The sequence below is a fragment of the Pseudomonas sp. C8002 genome (assembly GCF_013385765.1).
Lineage (GTDB): Bacteria > Pseudomonadota > Gammaproteobacteria > Pseudomonadales > Pseudomonadaceae > Aquipseudomonas.
In genome coordinates, this window is sequence record NZ_JACAPJ010000010.1 from 41,009 (window position 1) to 64,540 (window position 23,532).

Annotated in this window: 20 protein-coding genes; 9 read left to right on the plus strand and 11 right to left on the minus strand. The window is 60.7% G+C overall.

Annotated elements, in window-relative coordinates; genetic code table 11:
• Positions 1-56 precede the first annotated feature (56 nt).
• A complete protein-coding gene (locus tag HX814_RS16160; RefSeq protein WP_087694815.1) occupies positions 57-1,355 on the plus strand; it encodes a mechanosensitive ion channel family protein in 1,299 nt (432 codons plus the stop codon).
• 50 nt (positions 1,356-1,405) lie between these two features.
• On the opposite strand, the gene HX814_RS16165 is transcribed toward HX814_RS16160, so the two are convergent.
• Positions 1,406-2,050 carry a hydrolase gene (locus HX814_RS16165; protein WP_177008947.1) on the minus strand — a complete coding sequence of 215 codons (645 nt, stop codon included), beginning with the start codon at positions 2,048-2,050 and terminating at the stop codon, positions 1,406-1,408.
• Between the two features lie 153 nt (positions 2,051-2,203).
• Between HX814_RS16165 and HX814_RS16170 the strand changes: the two genes are divergently transcribed.
• Positions 2,204-3,109, plus strand: a complete 906-nt coding sequence (locus HX814_RS16170; protein WP_032899700.1) for a LysR family transcriptional regulator — start codon at positions 2,204-2,206, stop codon at positions 3,107-3,109.
• On the opposite strand, the gene HX814_RS16175 is transcribed toward HX814_RS16170, so the two are convergent.
• The 3 genes from HX814_RS16175 to HX814_RS16185 all read right to left on the minus strand — a co-directional run bounded on the left by HX814_RS16175 (position 3,054) and on the right by HX814_RS16185 (position 5,204).
• The gene (locus HX814_RS16175; RefSeq protein WP_177008946.1) at positions 3,054-3,935 is read right to left on the minus strand and encodes a carboxylate/amino acid/amine transporter; all 882 of its coding nucleotides are present in this window, start codon (positions 3,933-3,935) and stop codon (positions 3,054-3,056) included. The two genes, HX814_RS16170 and HX814_RS16175, sit on opposite strands and share 56 nt — an antisense overlap.
• Positions 3,936-4,138: 203 nt before the next feature.
• The gene (locus tag HX814_RS16180) at positions 4,139-4,738 is read right to left on the minus strand and encodes an FMN-dependent NADH-azoreductase (protein ID WP_177008945.1); all 600 of its coding nucleotides are present in this window, start codon (positions 4,736-4,738) and stop codon (positions 4,139-4,141) included.
• Positions 4,739-4,889: 151 nt separating this feature from the next.
• Positions 4,890-5,204 (minus strand): hypothetical protein, encoded by a 315-nt coding sequence (locus HX814_RS16185; protein WP_003210711.1) that lies wholly within the window; start codon positions 5,202-5,204, stop codon positions 4,890-4,892.
• A gap of 49 nt (positions 5,205-5,253) precedes the next feature.
• Between HX814_RS16185 and HX814_RS16190 the strand changes: the two genes are divergently transcribed.
• The 5 genes from HX814_RS16190 (at position 5,254) to aqpZ (ending at position 10,355) form a co-directional block, all read left to right on the plus strand.
• Entirely contained in the window at positions 5,254-6,177 is a 924-nt protein-coding gene (locus HX814_RS16190) for a LysR family transcriptional regulator (RefSeq protein WP_003210710.1), read from the plus strand.
• Between the two features lie 13 nt (positions 6,178-6,190).
• Positions 6,191-6,994, plus strand: coding sequence for an alpha/beta fold hydrolase (locus HX814_RS16195; protein WP_087692557.1), 804 nt, complete (start codon positions 6,191-6,193; stop codon positions 6,992-6,994).
• A 3-nt stretch (positions 6,995-6,997) separates the two neighbouring features.
• Positions 6,998-7,561: a peptidylprolyl isomerase A gene (locus HX814_RS16200; protein ID WP_003210708.1), complete on the plus strand. Its 564-nt coding sequence runs from the start codon at positions 6,998-7,000 to the stop codon at positions 7,559-7,561.
• A gap of 83 nt (positions 7,562-7,644) precedes the next feature.
• Positions 7,645-9,477 carry an ABC transporter ATP-binding protein gene (locus HX814_RS16205; RefSeq protein ID WP_003210707.1) on the plus strand — a complete coding sequence of 611 codons (1,833 nt, stop codon included), beginning with the start codon at positions 7,645-7,647 and terminating at the stop codon, positions 9,475-9,477.
• A 179-nt stretch (positions 9,478-9,656) separates the two neighbouring features.
• Positions 9,657-10,355 carry an aquaporin Z gene (gene aqpZ / locus HX814_RS16210; protein WP_008437990.1) on the plus strand — a complete coding sequence of 233 codons (699 nt, stop codon included), beginning with the start codon at positions 9,657-9,659 and terminating at the stop codon, positions 10,353-10,355.
• Between the two features lie 11 nt (positions 10,356-10,366).
• Here the strand turns inward: aqpZ and HX814_RS16215 are convergent, their stop codons facing one another.
• On the minus strand, positions 10,367-11,491 hold the full coding sequence (locus HX814_RS16215; protein WP_177008944.1) for a GNAT family N-acetyltransferase: 1,125 nt from the start codon (positions 11,489-11,491) through the stop codon (positions 10,367-10,369).
• A 39-nt stretch (positions 11,492-11,530) separates the two neighbouring features.
• Between HX814_RS16215 and HX814_RS31525 the strand changes: the two genes are divergently transcribed.
• Positions 11,531-11,686 (plus strand): hypothetical protein, encoded by a 156-nt coding sequence (locus HX814_RS31525; RefSeq protein ID WP_157222855.1) that lies wholly within the window; start codon positions 11,531-11,533, stop codon positions 11,684-11,686.
• A gap of 34 nt (positions 11,687-11,720) precedes the next feature.
• Here the strand turns inward: HX814_RS31525 and HX814_RS16225 are convergent, their stop codons facing one another.
• The 6 genes from HX814_RS16225 to aceK form a co-directional block, all read right to left on the minus strand.
• Positions 11,721-13,055 (minus strand): OprO/OprP family phosphate-selective porin, encoded by a 1,335-nt coding sequence (locus tag HX814_RS16225; RefSeq protein WP_003210703.1) that lies wholly within the window; start codon positions 13,053-13,055, stop codon positions 11,721-11,723.
• Positions 13,056-13,394: 339 nt separating this feature from the next.
• Positions 13,395-13,628: an anti-sigma factor gene (locus HX814_RS16230; protein ID WP_003210701.1), complete on the minus strand. Its 234-nt coding sequence runs from the start codon at positions 13,626-13,628 to the stop codon at positions 13,395-13,397.
• Positions 13,622-14,236, minus strand: coding sequence for an RNA polymerase sigma factor (locus HX814_RS16235; protein WP_008437987.1), 615 nt, complete (start codon positions 14,234-14,236; stop codon positions 13,622-13,624). Before HX814_RS16235 ends, HX814_RS16230 begins: the two co-directional genes overlap by 7 nt.
• A gap of 25 nt (positions 14,237-14,261) precedes the next feature.
• On the minus strand, positions 14,262-15,383 hold the full coding sequence (locus HX814_RS16240; protein ID WP_177008943.1) for a beta-ketoacyl-ACP synthase III: 1,122 nt from the start codon (positions 15,381-15,383) through the stop codon (positions 14,262-14,264).
• Between the two features lie 355 nt (positions 15,384-15,738).
• Positions 15,739-19,650, minus strand: coding sequence for an ATP-dependent RNA helicase HrpA (gene hrpA / locus HX814_RS16245; protein WP_177008942.1), 3,912 nt, complete (start codon positions 19,648-19,650; stop codon positions 15,739-15,741).
• 70 nt (positions 19,651-19,720) lie between these two features.
• Complete coding sequence (gene aceK / locus HX814_RS16250) at positions 19,721-21,442, minus strand: bifunctional isocitrate dehydrogenase kinase/phosphatase (RefSeq protein ID WP_102368332.1); 1,722 nt, start codon at positions 21,440-21,442, stop codon at positions 19,721-19,723.
• 426 nt (positions 21,443-21,868) lie between these two features.
• Here aceK and HX814_RS16255 point away from each other — a divergent pair, with 426 nt between their 5' ends.
• The gene (locus HX814_RS16255; RefSeq protein WP_003210696.1) at positions 21,869-23,479 is read left to right on the plus strand and encodes a methyl-accepting chemotaxis protein; all 1,611 of its coding nucleotides are present in this window, start codon (positions 21,869-21,871) and stop codon (positions 23,477-23,479) included.
• The last annotated feature ends 53 nt before the right edge of the window (positions 23,480-23,532 follow it).

A 23,532-nucleotide genomic window follows, 5' to 3' on the forward strand; every position in this document is an offset into this window, starting at 1 on the left:
CGTACTTAAATGCTCTAATCGGCCCGTCACGTCTTACAGAAGAATCGCGTTTACCCATGGATATCAAACAGCTCTGGCTCAACGTCAAAGACCTTTGGGGCACCCTCGACGAACACCCGCTGCTGCATTCCAGCCTTGCGCTGGTGGTGTTGCTGGTAGTGGCATTGCTGCTCGGACGAGTGGCCCGCTACCTCATCCTGCACGCCGTCAAGCTGCTGGGCCGGCAACCCGCGCTGCACTGGCTCAACGACCTGCGGCACAACAAAGTCTTCCACCGCCTGGCGCAGATGACGCCGTCGCTGGTGATCCAGTTCGGCCTGTACCTGGTGCCGGACCTGAGCAAGACCGCCACCCTGTTCATCGGCAATGTCGCCCTGGCGTTCACCATTCTGTTCATGGTGCTGGCGATCAGTGCACTGCTCAACGCCCTGCTGGACATCTATGCCCGCACCGAACACGCCCGCACCCGCTCGATCAAGGGCTACGTGCAGTTGGCGAAAATGGTGCTGTTCGTGTTTGGCGCCATCATCATCGTCGCCACGTTGATCGACCGCTCGCCACTGCTGCTGCTTTCCGGTCTGGGTGCAATGTCGGCGGTGATTCTGTTGGTCTACAAGGACACCCTGCTGTCGTTCGTCGCCAGCGTGCAATTGACCAGCAACGACATGCTGCGGGTCGGCGACTGGATCGAAATGCCCCAGGTCGGCGCCGACGGTGACGTGGTCGACATCACCCTGCACACCGTCAAAGTGCAGAACTTCGACAAGACCATCGTCTCGATTCCCACCTGGCGCCTGATGTCCGAGTCGTTCAAGAACTGGCGCGGCATGCAGGCCTCCGGTGGCCGGCGGATCAAGCGCAGCCTGTATATCGACGCCAGCGGCGTGCGTTTCATCCGCGACGACGAAGAGCTGAAGCTCACCCAGGTACACCTGCTGACCGACTACATGAGCCGCAAGAAGGCCGAACTCAAGGCCTGGAACGAAGCCCAGGGCAATGTCGCGGCGATGTCCGCCAACCGCCGACGCATGACCAATATCGGCACCTTCCGCGCGTATGCCTTGGCCTATCTGAAAAGCCATCCGGAGATCCAGCCGAACATGACCTGCATGGTGCGGCAGATGCAGACCACCGCCCAAGGCATCCCGCTGGAGATCTACTGCTTCACCCGCACCACCGCATGGGCCGACTACGAGCGGATCCAGGGCGATATCTTCGACTACCTGCTGGCGGTGCTGCCGGAATTTGGTTTGAGCCTGTACCAGCAGCCGAGCGGCGGTGATTTGCGGGCGGGGATGTTGCCGGCGGTGCTGGGGGCCAGTCACCTGCCCCCGGCGGAAAAGGCAGTGATGTAACAACAAAAAACGGCACAACCCGAGTTGTGCCGTTTTTTTTGCGTTGGACCTTACTTGACCTGACGCTGCGGCGAGCCGTGAACCATGGTGTAGGCGTAATCCACGCCCATGCCGTAAGCGCCGCTGTGCTCCTGTACCAGGCCCATCACCGCGTCGTAGGTTTCCTTGTGAGCCCAGTCACGCTGGTATTCCAACAGCACTTGCTGCCAGGTGACCGGTACCGCGCCCGCCTGAATCATCCGTTGCACCGACATGTCATGCGCTTCTTTGCTGGTGCCGCCGGAGGCGTCGGTGACGATGTACACCTCGTAGCCTTCGGCCAGGGCTTCCAGGGCCGGGAAGTTCAGGCACACCTCGGTCCACAGGGCCGCCATGATCAGCTTCTTGCGCCCGGTGGCCTTCACCGCGGCCACCAGCGCCTTGTCTTCCCAGGAGTTCATCGAGGTGCGCTCGATCGGCTGCTGGTCCGGGAACACGTCCAGCAGTTCCGGCCAGATGTAGCCGCTGAAGCTCTTGGTCTCAACCGAGGTCAGGATGGTCGGCACGTTGAAGATCCTGGCCGCCTTGGCCAGCGCCACCGTGTTGTTCTTCAGGGTCTGGCGATCGATCGACTGCACGCCAAAGGCCATCTGCGGCTGGTGGTCGATCAGGATCAGGGTGGAGTTGGCTGGGTTGAGCAATTCGCGAATAGACATGGTGACTTCCTTTTAATGGTTTCGATTCGGTAAGGGGTGCGTTCAGCGCCGCTGTGAAGCTTTGCTGGCGGCTTGGAAGTAACTTTATGGGATGGATAAAATCGAGACAATTACCTAAAATCGAGAATAATTGATTCTAAAAAAGGGACAATCATGGATCGTATCGAATGCATGCGGGCGTTTGTCGTCACGGTCGGCGAGAACGGCTTCGCGGCCGCCGCGCGAGCCATGGACGTACCGCGCTCAAAAGTCAGCAAACAGATTCAGGCGCTGGAAGAAGCCATAGGCGTGCAACTGCTTCAGCGCACCACCCGCAGCCTGCATTTGACGGAGGCCGGGGCCGAGTATTTTGAAGCAGCACGTGAGGTACTGGCCGCCCTGGACGAAGCCGAACAGCGGGCCCGGGATGGTATCGGCGAGCTACGGGGCGTGTTGCGGGTCAATGCGCCGATGTCGTTCGGGCTGCATCGCCTGGGGCGGTTGATTCCGCTGTTCCATGAACAGCATCCGCATATCGAACTGCAACTGGTGCTCAGTGACCAGCAGGTGGACCCGGTACGCGGCGGGTTCGACGTGACCATCCGCATCGCCAGCATGCCCGACTCAACGATGATCGCCCGCCAGTTGGCACCTGCGCCAAGGATCATGGTGGCTGCGCCAGCCTACCTGGCACGCGCGGGCATACCGCAGACCCCGCAAGACCTGCGCCAGCACCAGTGCCTCAATTATGGGTATCTGCAAAGCGGCGTCAGCCTGCAATTGAGCAAGGGCCAGGAAACCCAGCGGGTCAACGTTACCGGCCCTCTGCACGCCAACAACGGCGACCTGCTGGCCCAGGCGGCAGAGGCCGGGATGGGCATCGCGCTGTTGCCGGACTTTATCGTCGAAGACGCCCTGAGCGCCGGGCGCCTGGTGCCGGTGCTCTGCGAATGGCAGGCGCCGGCAATCACCATCAATGCGGTTTATTCGTCAGCGCGACGCGTGCCGCAAAAGACCCGCGCATTCATTGATTTTTTGCTGACGCAATTGGCACCGACGACCGCAGGCCCAGCCGGCTGATCCACACCGCCCCGAGAATCACCAAGCCGCCCAGCAGCAACCTGCCCAACGGTTCATGCTGATTCCAGATCAGCAAGTTCAGCAACAACCCCACCGGCACATGCAGGTTGTTCATCACCGCCAATGTGCCACCGTTGACCATGCACGCGCCCTTGTTCCACCAGTACATGCCCAGTGCCGTGCTGACCAGCCCGAGGAATACCAGCACGCCCCACTGCAACGGCGCTTCCGGCAGGAAGTTGGCCTTGCCGAACATCAGGAACGCCGGCAACGCCACCGCCAACGCGCCGAGGTAGAAGTAGCCAAAGCGCCGGTAATGCGGCAGATCACTTGGATGACGGGCCACCAGATGCTTGTAAAGCACCTGCCCGGCGGCGTAGGTGAAGTTGGCCAGTTGCAGCAGCAGGAAGCCCATGAAGAAGTTCGGGGTGATCTGGTCGAAGCGAATCACCGCTGCCCCCGCCACCGCCACCAGTGCGGCCACCAGCGCCCACGGGTTGAAGCGGCGGTTCAGGGCGTCTTCGATCAGGGTCACGTGCAACGGTGTCAGGATGGTGAACAGCAACACCTCCGGCACCGTCAGTACGCGAAAGCTCAGGTACAGGCACACGTAGGTCACGCCGAACTGCAGTGCGCCGATCAACAGCATGCCGCGCATGAACGCCGGCTCCACCGTGCGCCAGCGGGTCAGCGGGATAAACACCAGCCCGGCCAACAGTACACGCACCAGCACCGCGAAATAACTGTCGACGTGACCGGCCAGGTATTCGCCGATCAAGCTGAAGGAAAACGCCTGGATCAGCGTCACAACAAGTAGATAGCCCATGCTCGCCTCATTTTGAATGGGCGCGACATTAGCGGTTTTCCGCGCGTTACGAAACTCAAGGCAAAAAAAACCCGACCTCGCTAAAAGCGTCAGTCGGGCGGGAGCACTCAGGAGCAAAAAGTGCAAAGGGAGGTTCGATACGCGTACTTGAAGGGTTGCGTGGAGCTATCTAAACAGCGGGCGATTATCTGACGATTAACATCTCACGCCACTTGGGCCAACAACGCCTTGGCCTGGTTCAAACCCTTCTCCTGGAAATCACCGCCCAGGTTCACACCCTCGGCATGAATGAACGTGACGTCATGGATGCCGATAAAGCCCATGACCTGACGCAGGTACGGTTCCTGGTGGTCGGTGCTGCCACCGGCGTGAATGCCGCCGCGGGCGGTCAGCACAAAGGCGCGCTTGTCGGTCAGCAGGCCCTGGGGGCCGGTGGCGGTGTACTTGAAGGTCACACCGGCACGCAGCACATGGTCGAGCCAGGCTTTGAGGGTGCTGGGAATCGCGAAGTTGTACATCGGCGCGGCCATCACCAACACATCGGCGGCCAGCAACTCATCGGTCAGTTCGTTGGAGCGGTCCAGGGAGGCCTGCTCAACCGTGCTGCGCTGCTCGGCAGGTTTCATCCAGCCGCCCAACAGATTGGCATCCAGGTGCGGAACCGGGTTGTTGGCGAGGTCTCGTACGGTGATCTGATCAGCCGGGTGGGCGACTTTCCATTGGCTGATGAATTGTTGGGTCAGCTGGCGGGAGATTGAGTCCTGCTGACGGGCGCTGCTTTCGATGATCAGAACACGGGCCATGATTATGTAAGCTCCATCGGTGAATGCTGTAAGGCGATGGAGTAAAGGTTAGACAGGGTCCGTTCGATTAAAAAGCGTAAAAAACTGCTATAACCCATCTAGAAATTTGTTTATAAGCGGAGTATTGCTGTACGCAAGCTCCGCTTTTGCCTTATTTCGGTGCGCAGGTGAGCTGGATACGCATCTTGATAACGGCACGGTTGAATTTGACCGTGGTATTGGTGGTTTTCCCTGCTGCAACCGTGACCTTGCGCGTACGCGGGGCTTCCGGGCCGTTGGTAAAGCGTACCTTGCACTCCGCGTCATTGGGGCCGTAGTTGGTGAGTTGGATCGAACTGATAGTGCTGTCGACGTCCGACGCGCTGTAATCGATCTTCACGCCCTGAATGTCTTTCGTCACATCGGTACTGAATGCAAACGCACTCAACGGCAGCAACGCCAGCAGCACACAACAGAATTTTCTCATTCGGCAGTCTCCAATAAGGACCGCCAGCTTAGGACAAGAGGAGCTCATCTTGAAAGCGCCCCGCGTTACCCTTGATCAATGGCGCACCTTGCAAGCCGTGGTCGACCATGGCGGCTTCGCCCAGGCGGCCGAAGCGCTGCACCGCTCGCAATCCTCGGTGAGCTACACCGTGGCCCGCATGCAGGATCAGCTTGGCGTGCCGCTGCTGCGCATTGACGGGCGCAAGGCCGTGCTCACCGAAGCCGGTGAAGTGCTGCTGCGCCGCTCCCGGCAACTGGTGAAAAACGCCAGCCAACTGGAAGACCTGGCCCACCATATGGAACAAGGCTGGGAAGCCGAGGTGCGGCTGGTGGTCGATGCCGCTTACCCCAACGCCCGCCTGGTGCGCGCCCTCACTGCCTTTATGCCGCAAAGCCGTGGCTGCCGGGTGCGCTTGCGCGAAGAGGTGTTGTCCGGTGTCGAAGAGCTGTTGATGGACGGCATGGCCGACCTCGCCATCAGCGGGTTCATCATTCCCGGTTACCTCGGTACGGAAATGAGCGACGTCGAATTTGTCGCCGTGGCCCACCCCGAACATCCGCTGCATCAATTGCACCGCGAACTGAGCTTCCAGGATCTGGAAAGCCACATGCAGGTGGTGATCCGCGACTCCGGCCGCCAGCAGCCACGGGACGTCGGCTGGCTCGGCGCCGAGCAGCGCTGGACCGTCGGCAGCCTGCCCACCGCCGCCACCTTCGTCAGCAGCGGCCTGGGCTTCGCCTGGCTGCCGCGACACCTGATCGAACGCGAACTCAAGGAAGGCCTGCTCAAGCTACTGCCCCTGGAACGGGGTGGCAGCCGCAACCCGACCTTCTATCTTTACTCGAACAAGGACAAACCCCTGGGCCCGGCCACGCAGATTCTCGTCGAGTTGCTGCGCACCTTCGACACTGCACCACTGGACGCGCCATTCGCCGCACCGCAGCAAGCCTGAACAAGGAGTTCACGTGGCCTATTTCGAACATGAAGGTTGCACCCTGCATTACGAGGAATATGGCCACGGCGCGCCGCTGATCCTGATCCACGGCCTGGGCTCCAGTTGCCTGGACTGGGAACTGCAAGTGCCCGTGCTGTCCCAACACTATCGCCTGGTGGTGGTGGATGTGCGCGGTCACGGCCGCTCCGACAAACCCCGTGAGCGCTACAGCATCGCCGGCTTCACCGCCGACCTGGTGGCCTTGATCGAACACCTGCATTTGCCGCCGGCCCACGTGGTCGGCCTGTCCATGGGCGGCATGATCGCCTTTCAACTGGCAGTGGATGAGCCGCAAATGCTCAAGAGCCTGTGCATCGTCAACAGTGCGCCCCAGGTCAAGGTTCGCAGCGCCAGCGACTATTGGCAGTGGGCCAAGCGCTGGAGCCTGGCGCGCATCCTCAGCCTGAACACTATCGGCAAGGCCCTGGGCAGCCTGCTGTTTCCCAAGCCCGAACAGGCCGAACTGCGGCGCAAGATGGCCGAACGCTGGGCAAAAAACGACAAACGTGCTTACCTCGCCAGCTTCGATGCGATTGTTGGCTGGGGCGTACAGGAACAACTTTCGAAAATATCCTGTCCAACCCTGGTCATCAGCGCCGACCACGACTACACCCCCGTGGCGCAAAAAGAAATCTATGTAAAACTGCTGCCCGATGCGCGGCTGGTGGTGATCGAGGATTCCCGCCATGCCACGCCGCTGGACCAACCCGAACGCTTCAACAACACCCTGCTCGATTTTCTCAAGACAGTCGAAACCACAACCCAGGATCACTGACCCATGCTGAAAAAAATCGCCTTCTTTGCCGGTTCCGTACTGTTCGCTGCCAACCTGATGGCGGCCGAACCCGCCAAGGCACCCCACGTCTTGATCACCACCACCAATGGCGACATCGAGATCGAACTGGACCCGGTCAAGGCCCCGATCAGTACCAAGAACTTCCTGGCCTATGTCGACAAGGGCTTCTACACCAACACCATTTTTCACCGGGTAATCCCGGGCTTCATGGTGCAGGGCGGTGGTTTTACCCAGCAAATGTCGCAAAAGCCGACCGAAGCACCGATCAAGAACGAAGCCAGCAACGGCCTGCATAACGTGCGCGGCACCCTGTCGATGGCGCGTACCAACGACCCGAACTCCGCCACCAGCCAATTCTTCATCAACGTTGCGGACAATGCCTTCCTCGACCCGGGCCGTGATGCCGGTTACGCGGTGTTCGCCAAAGTGGTCAAGGGCATGGACGTGGTCGACATCATCGTCAACTCGCAGACCACCACCAAACAGGGCATGCAGAACGTGCCAATCGATCCTGTCCTGATCAAGTCGGCCAAGCGCATCGACTGAAGGCTACAGGGAGTTTCGCGCGGGGCCCGCAAGGCGTCGCGCGCATTTGAACAGGAGAGCCCGCCGCGCGGGCGTCAGACCTAATGCTCTATCGTCGTTTTGAACAACTGATCGACATCTTCCGCGAACCTCCCAGCGCGGCCCCTCCAGACAAAGTCCTACCCTTCTACGTCTATTACCTGCGCCAGGTATGGCCAAGCTTTGCCGCCTTGCTGGTGGTGGGCCTGATCGGCGCGCTGATCGAAGTGGCGCTGTTCAGCTACCTGAGCCGCATCATCGACCTGGCCCAGGGCACGCCGCCCGCCAACTTCTTCCAGATCCACGCCACCGAGCTGATCTGGATGGCCGTGGTCGCCCTGCTGTTGCGCCCGATCTTCGGCGCCCTGCATGACCTGCTGGTGCACCAGACCATCAGCCCCGGCATGACCAGCCTGATCCGCTGGCAAAACCACAGCTATGTGCTCAAACAGAGCCTGAACTTCTTCCAGAACGATTTCGCCGGGCGCATTGCCCAGCGCATCATGCAAACCGGCAACTCCCTGCGCGACTCCGCAGTGGCCGCCGTGGACGCGATCTGGCACGTGGCGATCTACGCCATCAGCGCCCTGGTGCTGTTCGCCGAAGCCGACTGGCGCCTGATGATCCCGCTGATCACCTGGATCGTCGCCTACAGCCTGGCCCTGCGGTACTTCGTGCCACGGGTCAAGGAGCGCTCGGTCATCTCCTCCGAGGCACGCTCAAAACTGATGGGGCGGATCGTCGACGGCTACACCAACATCACCACCTTGAAGCTGTTCGCTCATACCAATTTCGAGCAGAACTACGCCAGGGAAGCGATCGTCGAGCAGACCGAGAAAACCCAGTTGGCCAGCCGCGTCGTGACCAGCATGGACATCGTGATTACCACCATGAACGGCCTGCTGATTGTCACCACCACCGGCCTTGCCCTGTGGCTGTGGACCCAATCCCTGATTTCGGTGGGCGCCATCGCCCTGGCCACCGGCCTGGTGATTCGTATCGTCAACATGTCCGGCTGGATCATGTGGGTGGTCAACGGCATTTTCGAAAACATCGGCATGGTCCAGGACGGCCTGAAAACCATCGCCCAGCCGCTGGCAGTGACCGACCGGGAAAATGCCCCGCGCCTGGAAGTGCCCCATGGCGAGGTGCGGTTCGATCAGGTGGATTTCCACTACGGCAAGAAGAGCGGGATCATCAGCGGCTTGAACCTGGCGATTAAACCGGGTGAAAAAATCGGCCTGATCGGTCCGTCCGGCGCGGGCAAATCCACCTTGGTCAACCTGCTGTTGCGCCTGTACGACCTGCAAGGCGGCCGTATCCTGATCGACGGCCAGAACATCGCCGACGTCGCCCAGGAAACCCTGCGCGAACAGATCGGCATGATCACCCAGGACACCTCGCTGCTGCACCGCTCGATCCGCGACAACTTGCTGTATGGCAAGCCGGACGCCACCGACGAAGAGCTTTGGGCCGCCGTGCACAAGGCCCGCGCCGACGAGTTCATCCCATTGCTGTCGGACGCCGAGGGCCGCACCGGCCTCGACGCCCACGTCGGCGAACGCGGGGTGAAACTCTCCGGCGGGCAACGTCAGCGCATCGCCATCGCGCGAGTGCTGCTCAAGGATGCGCCAATCCTGATCATGGACGAAGCCACCTCGGCGCTGGATTCGGAAGTCGAAGCGGCGATCCAGGAAAGCCTGGAAACCCTGATGCAGGGCAAGACAGTGATCGCCATCGCCCACCGGCTGTCCACCATTGCCAGAATGGACAGGCTGGTGGTGCTGGAAAAAGGCCAGATCGCCGAGACCGGCAGCCATGCCGAATTGCTCGCACACGGCGGTTTGTATGCGCGATTGTGGCAACACCAGACCGGTGGCTTCGTCGGAATAGACTGATTCCGTTGGTTAACTGCAACCTCAATTCCGAACAATTCTGACAGTTTTCTCTATCCCGCTGGTCTTGCGACACAATCCTGCTGTACTCCAATCAGGCCCCAGGAGGGCCCTGATTTAAGGCAGCAGGGATGCATCACAGACCCGTTAATCAGATAGAGCAATCTATTAAGGATGTGTTCATGTCACTGTTCAAACGTTCCGTTACGGAAGGACTGGGTACGTTTTGGCTGGTGTTGGGTGGCTGCGGCAGTGCGGTACTGGCCGCATCGTCCCCGGTCGGGATCGGTGTGCTCGGTGTGGCCCTGGCGTTCGGGCTCACGGTGCTGACCATGGCATTTGCCATCGGGCACATCAGCGGTTGTCACCTGAACCCTGCAGTGTCGGTGGGGCTGGTAGTGGGCGGAAGATTTCCGGCCAGGGAGTTACCGGCGTACATCGTTTCCCAGGTAATCGGCGGCGTCGTTGCCGCTGCATTGTTGTACTTCATAGCCAGCGGCAAGCCGGGGTTCGAACTGGCTTCGGGCCTGGCCAGCAACGGCTACGGCGAGCATTCGCCTGGTGGTTATTCGATGGCAGCGGGGTTTGTGTGCGAGTTGGTGATGACGGCCATGTTCGTGCTGATCATCCTCGGCGCCACCGACCGTCGTGTGCCGACGGGCTTCGCGCCCATTGCCATTGGCCTGGCGCTGACGCTGATCCACCTGATCTCGATCCCGGTCACCAACACCTCGGTCAACCCGGCCCGCAGTACCGGCCCGGCGCTGATTGTCGGCGGTTGGGCGCTGCAGCAGTTGTGGATGTTCTGGCTGGCGCCGATCCTCGGTGCAGTGGTCGGCGGCATTACCTATCGATGGCTGGGCGCGGAAAAAACCGCCTGAGCCAGACAGTTTCAGCCCTGCCGATAAGGCAGGGCTGTCCTCGCCTCCTCGGCATACGCCAGGATCCCCACGCTTTCGCGCTCCAGGAAATCCGCCACGGCGGTCTTCAATCCCGGGTGTCGCAGGTAATGCCAGGAGTGCGTGATCACCGGCTCAAACCCGCGAATCAACTTGTGCTCGCCCTGGGCGCCGGCGTCGAAACGCTGCAGGCCATGGGCAATCGCGTAATCCATGCCTTGGTAGAAGCAAGTCTCGAAATGCAGCCGGTCGAACTCGGCCAGGCAGCCCCAGTAACGCCCATAAAAGCTGTCGCCGCCGATCAGGCTGAAGGCCATGGCCACCGGCCGTGAACCTTGCTTGGCCAGCACCACGCGAATCGCCTCGGGCATGCGCTCGGCCAGCAGACTGAAAAACGCCCGGGTCAGGTACGGCGATTGTCGGCGTATGGCGTAGGTATTGGCGTAACAGGCGTAGACAAAATCCCACTGCGCCTCGCTCAACTCATGACCTTGCAGCCACTCGAACTCGATGCCCTGCCCCGCCACTTGCTCGCGCTCCTTGCGCATCTGTTTGCGCTTGCGCGAACTCAGCGCGTCGAGAAAGTCCTGGAAGTCGCGGTAGCCGCGGTTTTGCCAATGAAACTGGCAGCCCAGGCGTTGCAGCCAACCCGGCTGCCGGGCCAGTGCGGTGTCTGCCAGGGCGTCGGTAAAGTTGATATGGGCGCTGGAAAGGCCTTCGATTTCCAGGTAACCGGGCAGGCTTTTAAGCAATTCGAAACCGTCCTCGGCGCTGGCGGCCAACAGGCGCGGGCCGCTGACCGGGCTGAAGGGCACGGCCGTCAGCAATTTCGGGTAGTAGTCGATGCCCGCCCGCTCGCAGGCATCGGCCCAACCGTGGTCGAACACGTACTCGCCATAGGAATGCCATTTGCGATAGCTGGGCAACGCGGCAATCAGCCGTCCACCTTCATAGTGCAGCAAATGCTCGGGCTGCCAGCCGGAGTGCGGGCCGATGCTGGCGCTGTCTTCCAGGGCACTGAGGAACGCATGGCGCAGAAACGGCTGATCGACGGGGACCAACGCGTTCCATTCATCGGGCGCAATCTCGGACAGGTTATTCAAACGTTGTAACGGCATCCCATTCCCCGACGGTCACGGCTTTGTGTAGGAGCGAGCGTGCTCGCGATGATCGTTAACGACAACGCGACCATTCTGACAGAACGCGGTGATCTCGGGTTCTTCGCGAGCAAGCTCGCGCCTACAGGACACGGCGCAAAAAAAAGCCCCGCCAAACGGCGGGGCAAACCAAATGAGGAGCGCTTTGACGGATGAAGAAAGAGCGCTTTGGAGCGGTATTACAGGTTGCCTAGAACACGTATTGCACGCGGGCCACGATGGCGTCGCCGCTGTCGTCGCCATTGGCGTTCTGGATCTTGTCAGTGCTGACCTTGAGGTAGTTGGCAGACACCTTCACCGCTTCGTTGGCGTACCAGTTGACACCGATGGTGTTCAGGCTTGCCTTGGCGTCACCCACTTCACGGGTCGCGCTGTTACGCACTACGTTTTTGTCGTCAACGCTGATGTTGTCGTAGCGGTAGAACACTTCCCACGCACCGAACTGCTTGTTCTGCGGCTTGATGGTGTCGAACTTGGCGCCGTCGAGTTTGTAGACCCGGGACTCGCCGGTCAGCGTGTAGGCCACCTGGCCGTAGAAACCCGTGGCCTTCACATCCTGATAAGCGCTGCTGTCGGCCTTCATCTTGCGGTTCAGGTATTCGGCCTGCAGGGACAGCGGACCGCGGGCGAAGGCAAATTCGCCGCCGAACACCGTGTCGGTGTCGTAGGCGTCGTTCGCGGTCAGGTTGCCGGAGTCCAGCCCTACACCGCCGCCGAAGGTCGCACGGTTGCCGTTGGCCCCGGCATCGTTACCGCCGTTGGTGGCAACGCCACGAGCGTCCAGGCGAGGACGGATCCGCGAGTCGAACGAGGTGTCCTTCAGGTCACGCACCGCCACGTCCACACCCAGGTGCAAGACGTTGCCGCTGTCGTGCATCGGCGCAAACACGGCACGGCCGTTGAACTGCTTCACGCCTTTGCCGTCCTTGTCGTTGATGTCCTTGGACGACACGCTGGAGGACAGGTAGGCCATGTCAGCCACCACGGCGCTGACCTGCAGGCCCATGCCGTTCTCGTGGGAGTTGATCCAGTCGGCGACTTCATAACCGAGGTTACGCTCGATGGCGGTCACCCATTTGGAACTGGTGGCTTTTTCCAGGCCGAAGTCCTGGTCGAAACGACCCGCGCGGATCACCACTGGCTTGAAGCCTACGTACGAGAAGGACGCTTCGTCGAAGTAGCCATCATCGGCATTGCCGGAGTTGTGGGAAAAGTCGTAGTTGATCTGGTATTTCCAGTCCTTGTACACCGTGCCGCCCAATTCGAGGTAGGCACGTCGGAAGTATGTGGCGTCAGCCGAGTTGCCATTCTTGGTGTAAAAGCCATCAAACGTGCCGTAGTCGGCCTGCAAACGACCACCCAGCTTGAAGCTGAAATTCTGGTCGGTGGTTGCAACCTCAAGGCCGCCCTTGGTTTTGACAACGATATCGGCACCGTCAGTAGTGACAGTACCGGCGAAAGCCTGGGCGGTAACGGCCAGGGCCAAGGCGCTGGCCGCGAAACCGGCGAAGTGCTTACGGATCATCGAAGAATTCCCCTAATTGATGGTCTTGTGCATTGGTAAAACACGCGGTTTAGAGCCGCTGGTGTTGGGGGGCGATCTTGGCGAGGGGATATTTCAGCTGGGTTGCCGGAACATAAAGATTTTGTTACTCGGGAACTTTTTAATAGCCATTCGAAATAAGCCAGAGCCTACGGAAATCAAGGCTCCAGCCCTGAAAACTGGTAAAAATGGCAGATGATACAAAATGTAAAAACACCCGAGAAAAATGAAATATTTTTCATCTTGGTTGTTTTTTGAGCAAAAAAAAGCCCGCATCTTTTATCGATGCGGGCTTCGTTTAAGTGTGAAAAGTGATGGATATTATTGGTCGCGGGAGCGCTCGGCGGCCAGGCGTTCGGCCAACGCATCAACATCGGCGATAGGCGGCTCGGGCAGGATCTTCAGCGTCGCCTGCATCAAGCGCATCTGCCGGATAAAGCGCCGGCAGTTGGGGCAGAACATCAGGTGATGGCGCACCAGCAGGCGCTCGCGAAAGGTCAGTTGCCCATCGAGATAGTCACTGGAACGTGCCACTTGTTCCTTACAGGTCAACATTCGCCGGTTTCCTCAAAATGCTCCACCGTGGCGAAGACTTTAAGCCGTGCTCGATGCAACAGCACACGAACATTGGAGAGCGATAGCGTCAGAAGATTACAAATCTCCTCCAACTCCAGCCCCTGACGTTCGCGCAGCAGCAGTACGCTGCTTTGCAGTTCGGAAAGACTGGCCAGCGTGTGCTCCAGGCAATTACGCAGTTCGTCTTCGGTAAGCAGCGCTTCGGGAGTGTCCTGATGCCAGGCAAACGGCGCGACCGCCCAGTGGCCATCGTCGGGCACAAAGCGATCATCACCGATGGTGCCATGGGGCGCCGGCAAGTCATCGAGCAGTACTTCCCGGCGGTTTTGCTTGTAGCGGCCCTTTGCCGAGTTGGCAGTAATGGTCAGCAGCCAGGTCTTGAGGCTGGAACGCCCCTCGAATTTCGCCAGGTTGCGCACCACCGAGAGCCAGGCGTCCTGCACCACCTCATCGGCATGGCGCTGGCCAACGATGGCATAGGCCACGGCACGCATCGCGCTCTGGTAGGTGGTGACCAACTCCTTGTAGGCCCGCTGCTCACCCTTGAGCAATCGTTCAAGCAGGTGCGCGTCGTCCGCTGCTGCCATTCAAGACCTCGATTTCAAAACATGATCAGCGTTTGCGCAGGATCACGCTACCAATCGAATACCCTGCGCCAAACGAGCTAAGCACAGCCACAGCGCCCTTGGGCAAGTCGTCCTGGTAGGTGTGGAACGCAATCACCGAACCCGCCGAACTGGTGTTGGCGTAAGTATCGAGGATCACCGGCGCCTCTTCCACAGAAGCCTCGCGGCCCAGCAGTTTCTTCACGATCAGATGATTCATGCTGAGGTTGGCCTGGTGCAGCCAGAAACGCTTCACATCGCCAACATTCAGCTGGTTTTCCGACAGGTGCTTGCCGATCAACTCGGCGACCATCGGGCAGACATCACGGAAGACCTTGCGGCCTTCCTGCACGAACAGCTTGTCCGGGGCACCAATCCCCTCTTCCGCCGCGCGGTTGAGGAAGCCGAAGTTATTGCGGATGTTGTTGGAGAACTTGGTCAGCAACTTGGTGCTCACCACGTCGAACTGATGCTCGGAAGTGGCCAGGTCGGCCCGCTCCAGGATCACGGCGGTGGCCGCATCGCCAAAGATGAAATGGCTGTCGCGGTCGCGGAAGTTCAGGTGGCCGGTGCAGATCTCCGGGTTGACCATCAGGATCGCCCGCGCCTGGCCCAGCTGGATGCTGTTGGCGGCGTTCTGGATACCGAAGGTCGCCGAGGAACACGCCACGTTCATGTCAAAGCCAAAACCCTGGATACCCAGCGCTTCCTGGACTTCGATGGCAATCGCCGGGTACGCCCGCTGCAGGTTGGAACAGGCGACGATCACACCGTCGATATCGGCGGCGGTCTTGCCGGCGCGGTGCAAGGCTTGCTCGGCAGCACTGACGGCCATCTGGCAGAGGATCGACCATTCGTCGTTGGAGCGCTCGGGCAGGCGTGGCGCCATGCGTTGCGGGTCGAGAATGCCGGCCTTGTCCATGACAAAGCGGCTCTTGATGCCCGAGGCCTTCTCGATAAAGGCGGCGCTGGATTCGGTCAGGGCCTCCACGTCACCGCGTTCAATGGCGGCGGCGTTATCCAGGTTGAACTGTTGCACGTAAGCATTGAAAGACTGCACCAGCTCTTCGTTGGAGATGCTGTTGGCCGGGGTGTACAGGCCTGTGCCGCTGATGACGACGTTATGCACGGTCGTTCCTCTAAATCTGTTCAGGCAGAAGGGTATTGGTACCGTCGTACCAAACCGTAAGTAGTTTTATGCCGCCCAGCGGCCTTCAAACTGGAAACGCTTTATTCCATCGCGCCACGGCTGCACCAGCCCAACTCGACGATCCCGGCATTTATAACCGCGAAGTTTGCCACAACATCGGACACTTGGCGCCTATCCCGCGCAAACACCTTCCCTGTGGCGAGCGAGCTTGCTCGCGCTGGGTCGCGAAGCGGCCCCAATAAAGTGACCCGGGTGTTTCAGAGAGACCTTATGGGGCTGCTTCGCAGCCCAGCGCGAGCAAGCTCGCTCGCCACAGTTGCTTGCCGCACGTCGGTCACGCTTCGACCAGGCTCCATTGCTTGCTCAGGCGCTTGTCGGAAATCGGTACCTTGGTGCCCAACTGCTGGGCAAACAGCGATACCCGGTATTCCTCCAGCCACCAGCGATACAGCTCCAGCTGAGGGTCGCGCTTACCTTCCTGGGCGTGTTTGTTCAGGCGGTTCTGATACTGGCTCCACAAGCCGCCCAACTCGGTACTCCAGACCCGGTCCTTCTGCACCTGGCTTGGCAATTTCTCCAGGCGCAGCTCGATGGCCTTGAGGAAGCGCGGCAGTTCCTTGAACCATTGCGCCGGGGTTTCCCGTACGAAACCGGGGTACACCAGATTGCTCAGTTGCTGCTTGATATCATTCAGCGCCACCGCCTGGGCCAGGTCAATCTTGCCCTTGAAGCGTTTTTGCAGGCCATGCCACAGTTTCAAAATTTCGAGGGTCCAGCGCGCCTGGCGCTCGGCGTGCTCGGTCCAACTGCCACGCTTGCGCTCGGCCAGGGCGGCCAGGCCGGCGCCGTCCCGCGGCAGGCTGGCTTCGCCTTCCAGCACGCAACTGTCGAGGCTGGCCAACAGAATGTCTTCCACCAGGGCTTCGATACGCCCCAGCTCGCGGTACATCAACCCCAACTCGGTCAGGCCCGGCAATTTGCCCCGCAGGAACTTTGCCGGCTCGGCCAGTTGTTGCAGCAGCAGGCGCTGCAAGGCTCGACGGTGCTGGAACTCAGCCTCGGCAGCGGTAGAGAAACGCCCTTCCTTGACCGTGCCGTTTTCTTCGACCAAGGCCGGATACACCGTCATCGAAAGCCCGGCGATGTTTTGCTGGGTTTTCTCGGCCACCGCCGCGAACACCTTGGCCTCCACCGGCTGCTGGCTCTTCGCAGTCTGCGGCACCGCCAACGCAGCTTGGCTGGCCTCGGCGAAACGCGCGGTCAACTCGGCCAGGTCGCGGCCTTCACCGAGGAACTTGCCCTGGCCGTCGACCACTTCCAGGTTCATCTTCAGGTGGCTCTCCACCTGCTGCGCAGCCTCGGCCCAGGCTTCATCGCTGACCCGTGCCCCGGTCATGCGCAGCAGCTCACGCCCCAAGGCCTGAGGCAACGAGCCTTGGCCGAACTCGATACGTTGCAACGCCGCCTTGACGAAATCCGGCACCGGCACGAAGTTCTTGCGCAGGGCCTTGGGCAGGTTGCGCACCAGGGCAATGCACTTGGCCTCGATCACACCCGGCACCAGCCATTCCAGGCGCTCGGGCGGCAAGGCCGGCAACAACGGCGCCGGTACGCGCAGGGTCACACCGTCCCGTGGATGGTTGGGTTCGAAGTGATAACTCAAGGCCAGCGCCAGGTCGCCCAGGTGCAAGGTGTCGGGGTAATGGGCAGCGGTGACTTCGCTGGCCTCGCGGGCCAGCACGTCTTCTTCGCGCATGATCAACAGCTGCGGGTCTTTCTGGCTGTTGACCTTGTACCAACTGTCGAAGGTCGCGGTCTGGTGAATCTCCGCCGGCAGGCGCGCGTCGTAGAAGGCGTACAGGGTTTCTTCGTCCGCCAGGATGTCGCGCCGGCGGGCCTTGGCTTCCAGTTCGTCGAGCTGCTCCAGCAATTGCTGGTTGGCCGTCAGGCAGCGGGCCCGGGACTGGATCTCGCCGCGCACCAGGCCTTCGCGGATAAACAGCTCGCGAGACGTCACCGGATCAATCGGCCCGTAATGCACCGGCCGGCGCCCGACGATGATCAACCCGAACAGGGTGATCTGCTCAAACGCCACCACCTGGCCGCGCTTCTTTTCCCAATGGGGTTCGAAGTGGTTTTTCTTGATCAGGTGCCCGGCCAACGGCTCGATCCAGTCGGCGTCGATCTTGGCCACCATCCGCGCGTACAGCTTGGTGGTTTCCACCAGCTCGGCGGTCATCAGCCATTGCGGACGCTTCTTGCCAATACCCGACGACGGGTGAATCCAGAAACGCCGCTGACGCGCGCCGAGGTAATCGCCCTCTTCGGTCTTCTGGCCAATCTGGCTGAGCAGGCCGGACAGCACCGCCTTGTGCAGTTTGGGGAAGTCCGCCGGTTCTTTATTGACGGTCAACTGCATGTCGCGACAGATCAGGCTCAACTGGCGGTGGGAGTCACGCCATTCCCGCAGGCGCAGGTAGTTCAGGAAATTCTTGCGGCACCAATTGCGCAGCGGGCTGGCGGTCAATTCCTGGCGCTGCTCTTCAAAACCACGCCACAGGTTCACCAACCCGGCGAAGTCCGAATCCGCGTCCTTCCATTGTGCGTGAGCCTGGTCGGCGGCTTGCTGGCGCTCCGGCGGACGCTCGCGCGGGTCCTGGATCGACATGGCGCTGGCGACGATCAGCACTTCCTGCAAGCTGCCAAGCTTGGCCGCCTCCAGCAACATGCGGCCCATGCGTGGGTCCACCGGCAGACGCGCCAACTGGCGGCCCATCGGTGTCAGCTGGCTGTTGCGGTCAACGGCGGACAACTCTTGCAGCAGGTTGAAACCGTCGCTGATGGCCTTGCCGTCCGGCGGCTCGATAAACGGGAAATCGGTGATCTCGCCCAGGCGCAGGTGCAGCATCTGCAGGATTACGGCCGCGAGGTTTGTGCGAAGAATCTCGGGGTCGGTAAATTCCGGGCGCCCGATAAAATCCTCTTCGCTGTACAAGCGCACGCAGATACCGGGTTCGACCCGCCCGCACCGGCCTTTACGCTGGTTGGCACTGGCCTGGGAAATCGCCTCGATCGGCAGTCGCTGCACCTTGGCCCGGTAGCTGTAGCGGCTGATGCGCGCGGTGCCGCTGTCGATCACATAACGAATGCCTGGCACGGTCAGCGAGGTTTCCGCGACGTTGGTCGCCAGCACCACACGCCGGCCCGGGTGCGACTGGAAGATCCGCTGCTGCTCCGCCGGCGACAGGCGCGCATACAGCGGCAGGATTTCAGTGTGCTTGAGCTGGGCCTTGCGCAGCATGTCGGCGGCGTCGCGAATCTCGCGCTCGCCGGGCAGGAACACCAGCACATCGCCGGGGCTCTTGCGCTCGCTGCGCTCGAAGGCGGCGATCTCATCGAGGGTGGCGAGAATCGCCTGGTCGACGGTCAGGTCGTCCTCGACGCGGTTGCCCTCCTCGTCCTGCTCCAGGGTCAGCGGGCGGTACCAGGTTTCCACCGGGAAGGTGCGGCCCGACACCTCGACAATCGGCGCATCGTCGAAGTGCTTGGAAAAGCGCTCCAGGTCGATGGTGGCCGAGGTGATGATGACCTTGAGATCCGGGCGACGCGGCAGCAGGGTTTTCAGATAACCCAGCAGGAAGTCGATGTTCAGGCTGCGTTCGTGGGCTTCGTCGACGATGATCGTGTCGTAGCGTTCGAGGTAGCGGTCGTTCTGGGTTTCGGCCAGCAGGATGCCGTCGGTCATCAGCTTGATCAGGGTGTTGGAATCACTCTGGTCTTCAAACCGCACCTGATAACCCACCAGGGAACCCAGCGGCGTTGCCAACTCTTCCGCGACCCGGCTCGCCACGCTGCGCGCCGCAATCCGCCGCGGCTGGGTGTGGCCGATCAGGCCGTATTGGCCGCGGCCGATTTCCAGGCAGATTTTCGGCAACTGGGTGGTTTTACCCGAACCGGTCTCACCGGCAATGATCAGCACCTGATGCTTGAGCAACGCTTCCTTGATCTCGTCACGCTTGGCGGCGATCGGCAGGCTGTCGTCATAGCGAATCACCGGCAGGCTGGCGCGCCGCGCCGTCACCTGGGCGCAGGAGGCCTGCATCCGCGTCACCCACTGCGCAAGTTTTTCCTCATCGGGTTTCTTGCGCAGCTCAAGCAACTGCCGCCGCAAGCGGTGGCGGTCGGCGAGCATGGCGTGATCGAGGTTTTTCAGCAGTTGGTCGATAGCGGGCGCTTGGTCAGTCATCAGGTACGCAAAGGTCGTCTATGTAGGCAGGGGGCGGATTGTCGCAGAAAAGCGCCGCCGCGCGCTCCCCTCATTCATTGTCCAGGCCCTTGCGCCGGTAAGGAAACACATCGATTACCTTGCCGGCGCGAATCGCCTCTTGCAGGCCTTTCCAGTAGTCGGCGTTGTACAACTCGCCGTGCAGTTCGTCGAACAGGCGGCGCTGGCCGGAATCAGCAAACAGGAATGGCGGGAACTCCTCGGGGAACACGTCCAGCGGACCGATGGAATACCAGGGCTCGGAGGCCATTTCATCTTCCGGGGTACGCGGCGCCGGAATGTGGCGGAAGTTGGCCTCGGTCAGGAAACAGATTTCGTCGTAGTCGTAGAACACCACGCGACCGTGGCGGGTGACGCCAAAATTCTTCAGCAGCATGTCGCCCGGGAAAATATTCGCCGCCGCCAGTTGCTTGATCGCCAGGCCGTAGTCTTCCAGGGCTTCGCGCACCTGGGCTTCGTTGGCGTTTTCCAGGTAGAGGTTCAGCGGGGTCATGCGCCGCTCGGTCCAGCAGTGGCGGATCAGTACCGTATCGCCTTCGACTTCGACGGTACCGGCGGCGACTTCCAGCAGTTCGGCCAGGCATTCAGGTTCGAATTTGCTCAACGGAAAACGGAAGTCGGCGAACTCCTGGGTGTCGGCCATGCGCCCTACCCGGTCGACACTTTTCACCAACCGGTACTTCTCGATCACGGTGGCGCGGTTGACGTTTTTCGACGGTGAAAACCGGTCCTTGATGATCTTGAACACGGTGTTGAAACCCGGCAGGGTAAACACGCTCATGACCATGCCGCGCACGCCCGGCGCCATGATGAACTGGTCATCGGTGGTGGCAAGGTGGTTGATCAGCGCCCGGTAGAATTCGGATTTGCCGTGTTTGTAGAAGCCGATGGAGGTGTACAACTCGGCGATGTGCTTGCCCGGCAGGATGCGCTTGAGGAAGCCGATAAACTCCGCCGGCACCGGCACGTCCACCATGAAATAGGAGCGGGTGAACGAGAAGATGATCGACACATCGGCCTCGTCGGTGATCAGCGCGTCGATCTGGATGCCGCGCCCTTCCCGATGCAGCAGCGGGATCACCAGCGGCCACTGTTCGTCGCGGGTGTAGATGCGTCCGACGAGGTACGCGCCTTTGTTGCGGTACAGCACCGAGGAAAACAGTTCGACGTTGAGGTCCGGGTCCTTGCACACCCAGTCCGGCAGGTTTTCGCGCAATTGCGCCTCCAGGCGGCGCAAGTCGGCGGGCAAGTCGGCGTAGGGTTCGCTGAAACTGTAGTCGGCGAAAATCTGCTCCAGCATGCCCGCCAGCTTGCCGCCCGGCTTGTAGGTGCGGGTTTGCGCCGCCCGGGCGCGGCGCAGGCTGGGCCGGGTGGTATGGATGAACATGCAGCCGTCGCTGATCAGGTCATGGCTGAACAGCCCGCAAAACGTCGAGTTGTACCAGGTCTCGGACAGCTCATCGTCAAACCGCAGGTCGATCAGGCTGATGTAGGCACTTTTCACCAGCGGCCAGTCGGCAATGTCGAGCAACACGGCTTCATCGAAAGCCGCCCGCAGCCGCGCCGTGACTTCGCTGACCTTCTCTTCGTAAAGATTGATGCGCGCAGCCGATGCCGCCTGCCCTTGCTGCCACTGCGCCTTTTCAAAACGCTCCCGGGCGCCGTCGGTGATCTGGCGGAAGTGCTCGCGGTAGTCGTCGAAGCCGTCGAGGATCATCTGCGCAATGTCGAGGGCGGGCGTTGGCTGCGGCATTCGGGAAACCTCTGCGGGCATTTGGAGTGAGCTGAGCTTAGCCAGTGTGCGGGAACAGGAGAAGGATCATTTTTCATTCAGACTTGTACAAGATTGTTCATTTCGTACATTTATTTACTCTTTATTTAATTCGACTAACTGGTCAACAAAAAACCCGCGCGTCACCCTCCCCGCATTAAACGTTTCATCTACAGGCCTTGTGTGACGTGGCCTGCCTGTGCGAGCCGGGGTAAATAAGAGTCTTTGCTCTACTGCTCCGTTACTGGTGGCTTCTCGACCATTGGATCCAACGTAAGGGAAACCCTGACTACCCTAGATAGTGGCACTTTGCTATATAGCGCGCCCTCTCCCACCTAACAAGGTCAGAAGACCGATCCGGGAACAGGTTCTAACCGCCAAAGGAGCATTGAGATGTCATTGAGGAATATGGGGATCGGCCTGCGCGCCAGTCTGAGCTTTGCGGTACTGGCCGGCTTGCTGGTAGTGGTGGGTCTGTTTGGCTTGGGGCAAATGGCCAAGCTGCGGGAAAGCGCCACCGTGATTGAGGATTCCTGGATGCCGAGCATCGAGACGGTCCACGACAGCGCGGCCTTTATCGCCAGCATCCGCCTGGAAGCACTGCGCCTGTTGACCACCGACGAATCCAGGGTGCGCGACAACAGCAAGAGCCTGATCAGCAAGGAACAGGCAGACCTGCAGGAAAGCTTCAAGCAATACGAAACACTGGTGGTCAACGAGCAGGACGCCGAGATGCTCAACCAGCTGAAAAGTACCGTATCGACGTACATGAGCATCATGGGCCAGATGATTCAGCTGGTGGACCAGGATCAACAGCAGCAGGCCATGGACCTGCTCAACAGCCGCCTCGCGCCCCAGGGCCTGGTGCTCAACAAGAGCCTGGAAGACCTGATCACCTTCAACCAGAAAGGCGTCCAGGAAGCCGCAGAGTCAGCGGCGCAGATGTACTACAGCGCCCAATGGATCGTAGGCCTGATCATCATCACCGCCCTGCTGGCCACCTTGTTGCTGGCCTGGCTGCTGACCCGCAGCATCACCGCGCCCATTGGCCAGGCACTGACAGTGGCCCGCACCATCGCCTCCGGCGATCTGAGCCGGCCGATCGTCGTGGAGGGCAAGGATGAGCCGGCGCAACTGCTCACCGCGCTGGCCACCATGCAGGCCAACCTGCAGGAAACCATCCGTGGCATCAGCGAATCGTCGCAGCAGTTGGCCTCGGCGGCGGAAGAGATGAGTTCGGTAATGGAGCAGAGCACCCGCGGCCTGCAAGCGCAGAACGACGAGATCGAACAGGCTGCCACCGCCGTGACGCAGATGAGCGCGGCAGTCGATGAAGTGGCGGGCAATGCGGTTTCCAGCGCCGAAGCCTCCAAGGCCTCCGACGAAGACAGCAAGCACGGTCACTACCAGATCAGCGAAACCATCAGCTCGATCCAGAACCTGGTGGACGAAGTCCTCGGTGCCTCGACCAAGGCCGAGGGCCTGGCGGCACAGGCCCAGGACATCAGCAAGGTGCTTGAAGTGATTCGCGGGATTGCCGGGCAGACCAACCTGCTGGCACTCAACGCGGCGATTGAGGCGGCCCGCGCGGGCGAGGCCGGTCGTGGTTTTGCCGTGGTGGCTGACGAAGTGCGCTCCCTGGCACAACGCACCCAGGACTCCACCGAAGAAATCGAGCAGATGATCAACGGTATCCAGCAAGGTACCCAGGACACCGTCGGCGCCCTGAACAGCAGCGCCGAACACGCCGGCCAGACCTTGCAGCGAGCCAACAGCGCCGGCAGTGCACTGGAGAAAATCACGGCGGCGATCTCGCAGATCAGCCAGCGCAACCTGGTGATCGCCAGCGCCGCCGAGCAGCAAGCGTTGGTGGCTCGTGAGGTGGACCGCAGCCTGGTGAACATCCGGGACCTGTCGACGCAAACCGCCGCCGGTGCCACCCAGACCTCGGCGGCCAGCCAGGAACTGTCGCGGCTGGCGGTGGACCTCAATGGCTTGGTGACGCGTTTCGTGCTGTAAAACATGTATTAGCGATTGTGTCAGACAGGTCGGTGGGCAACACTTCCGCCCTT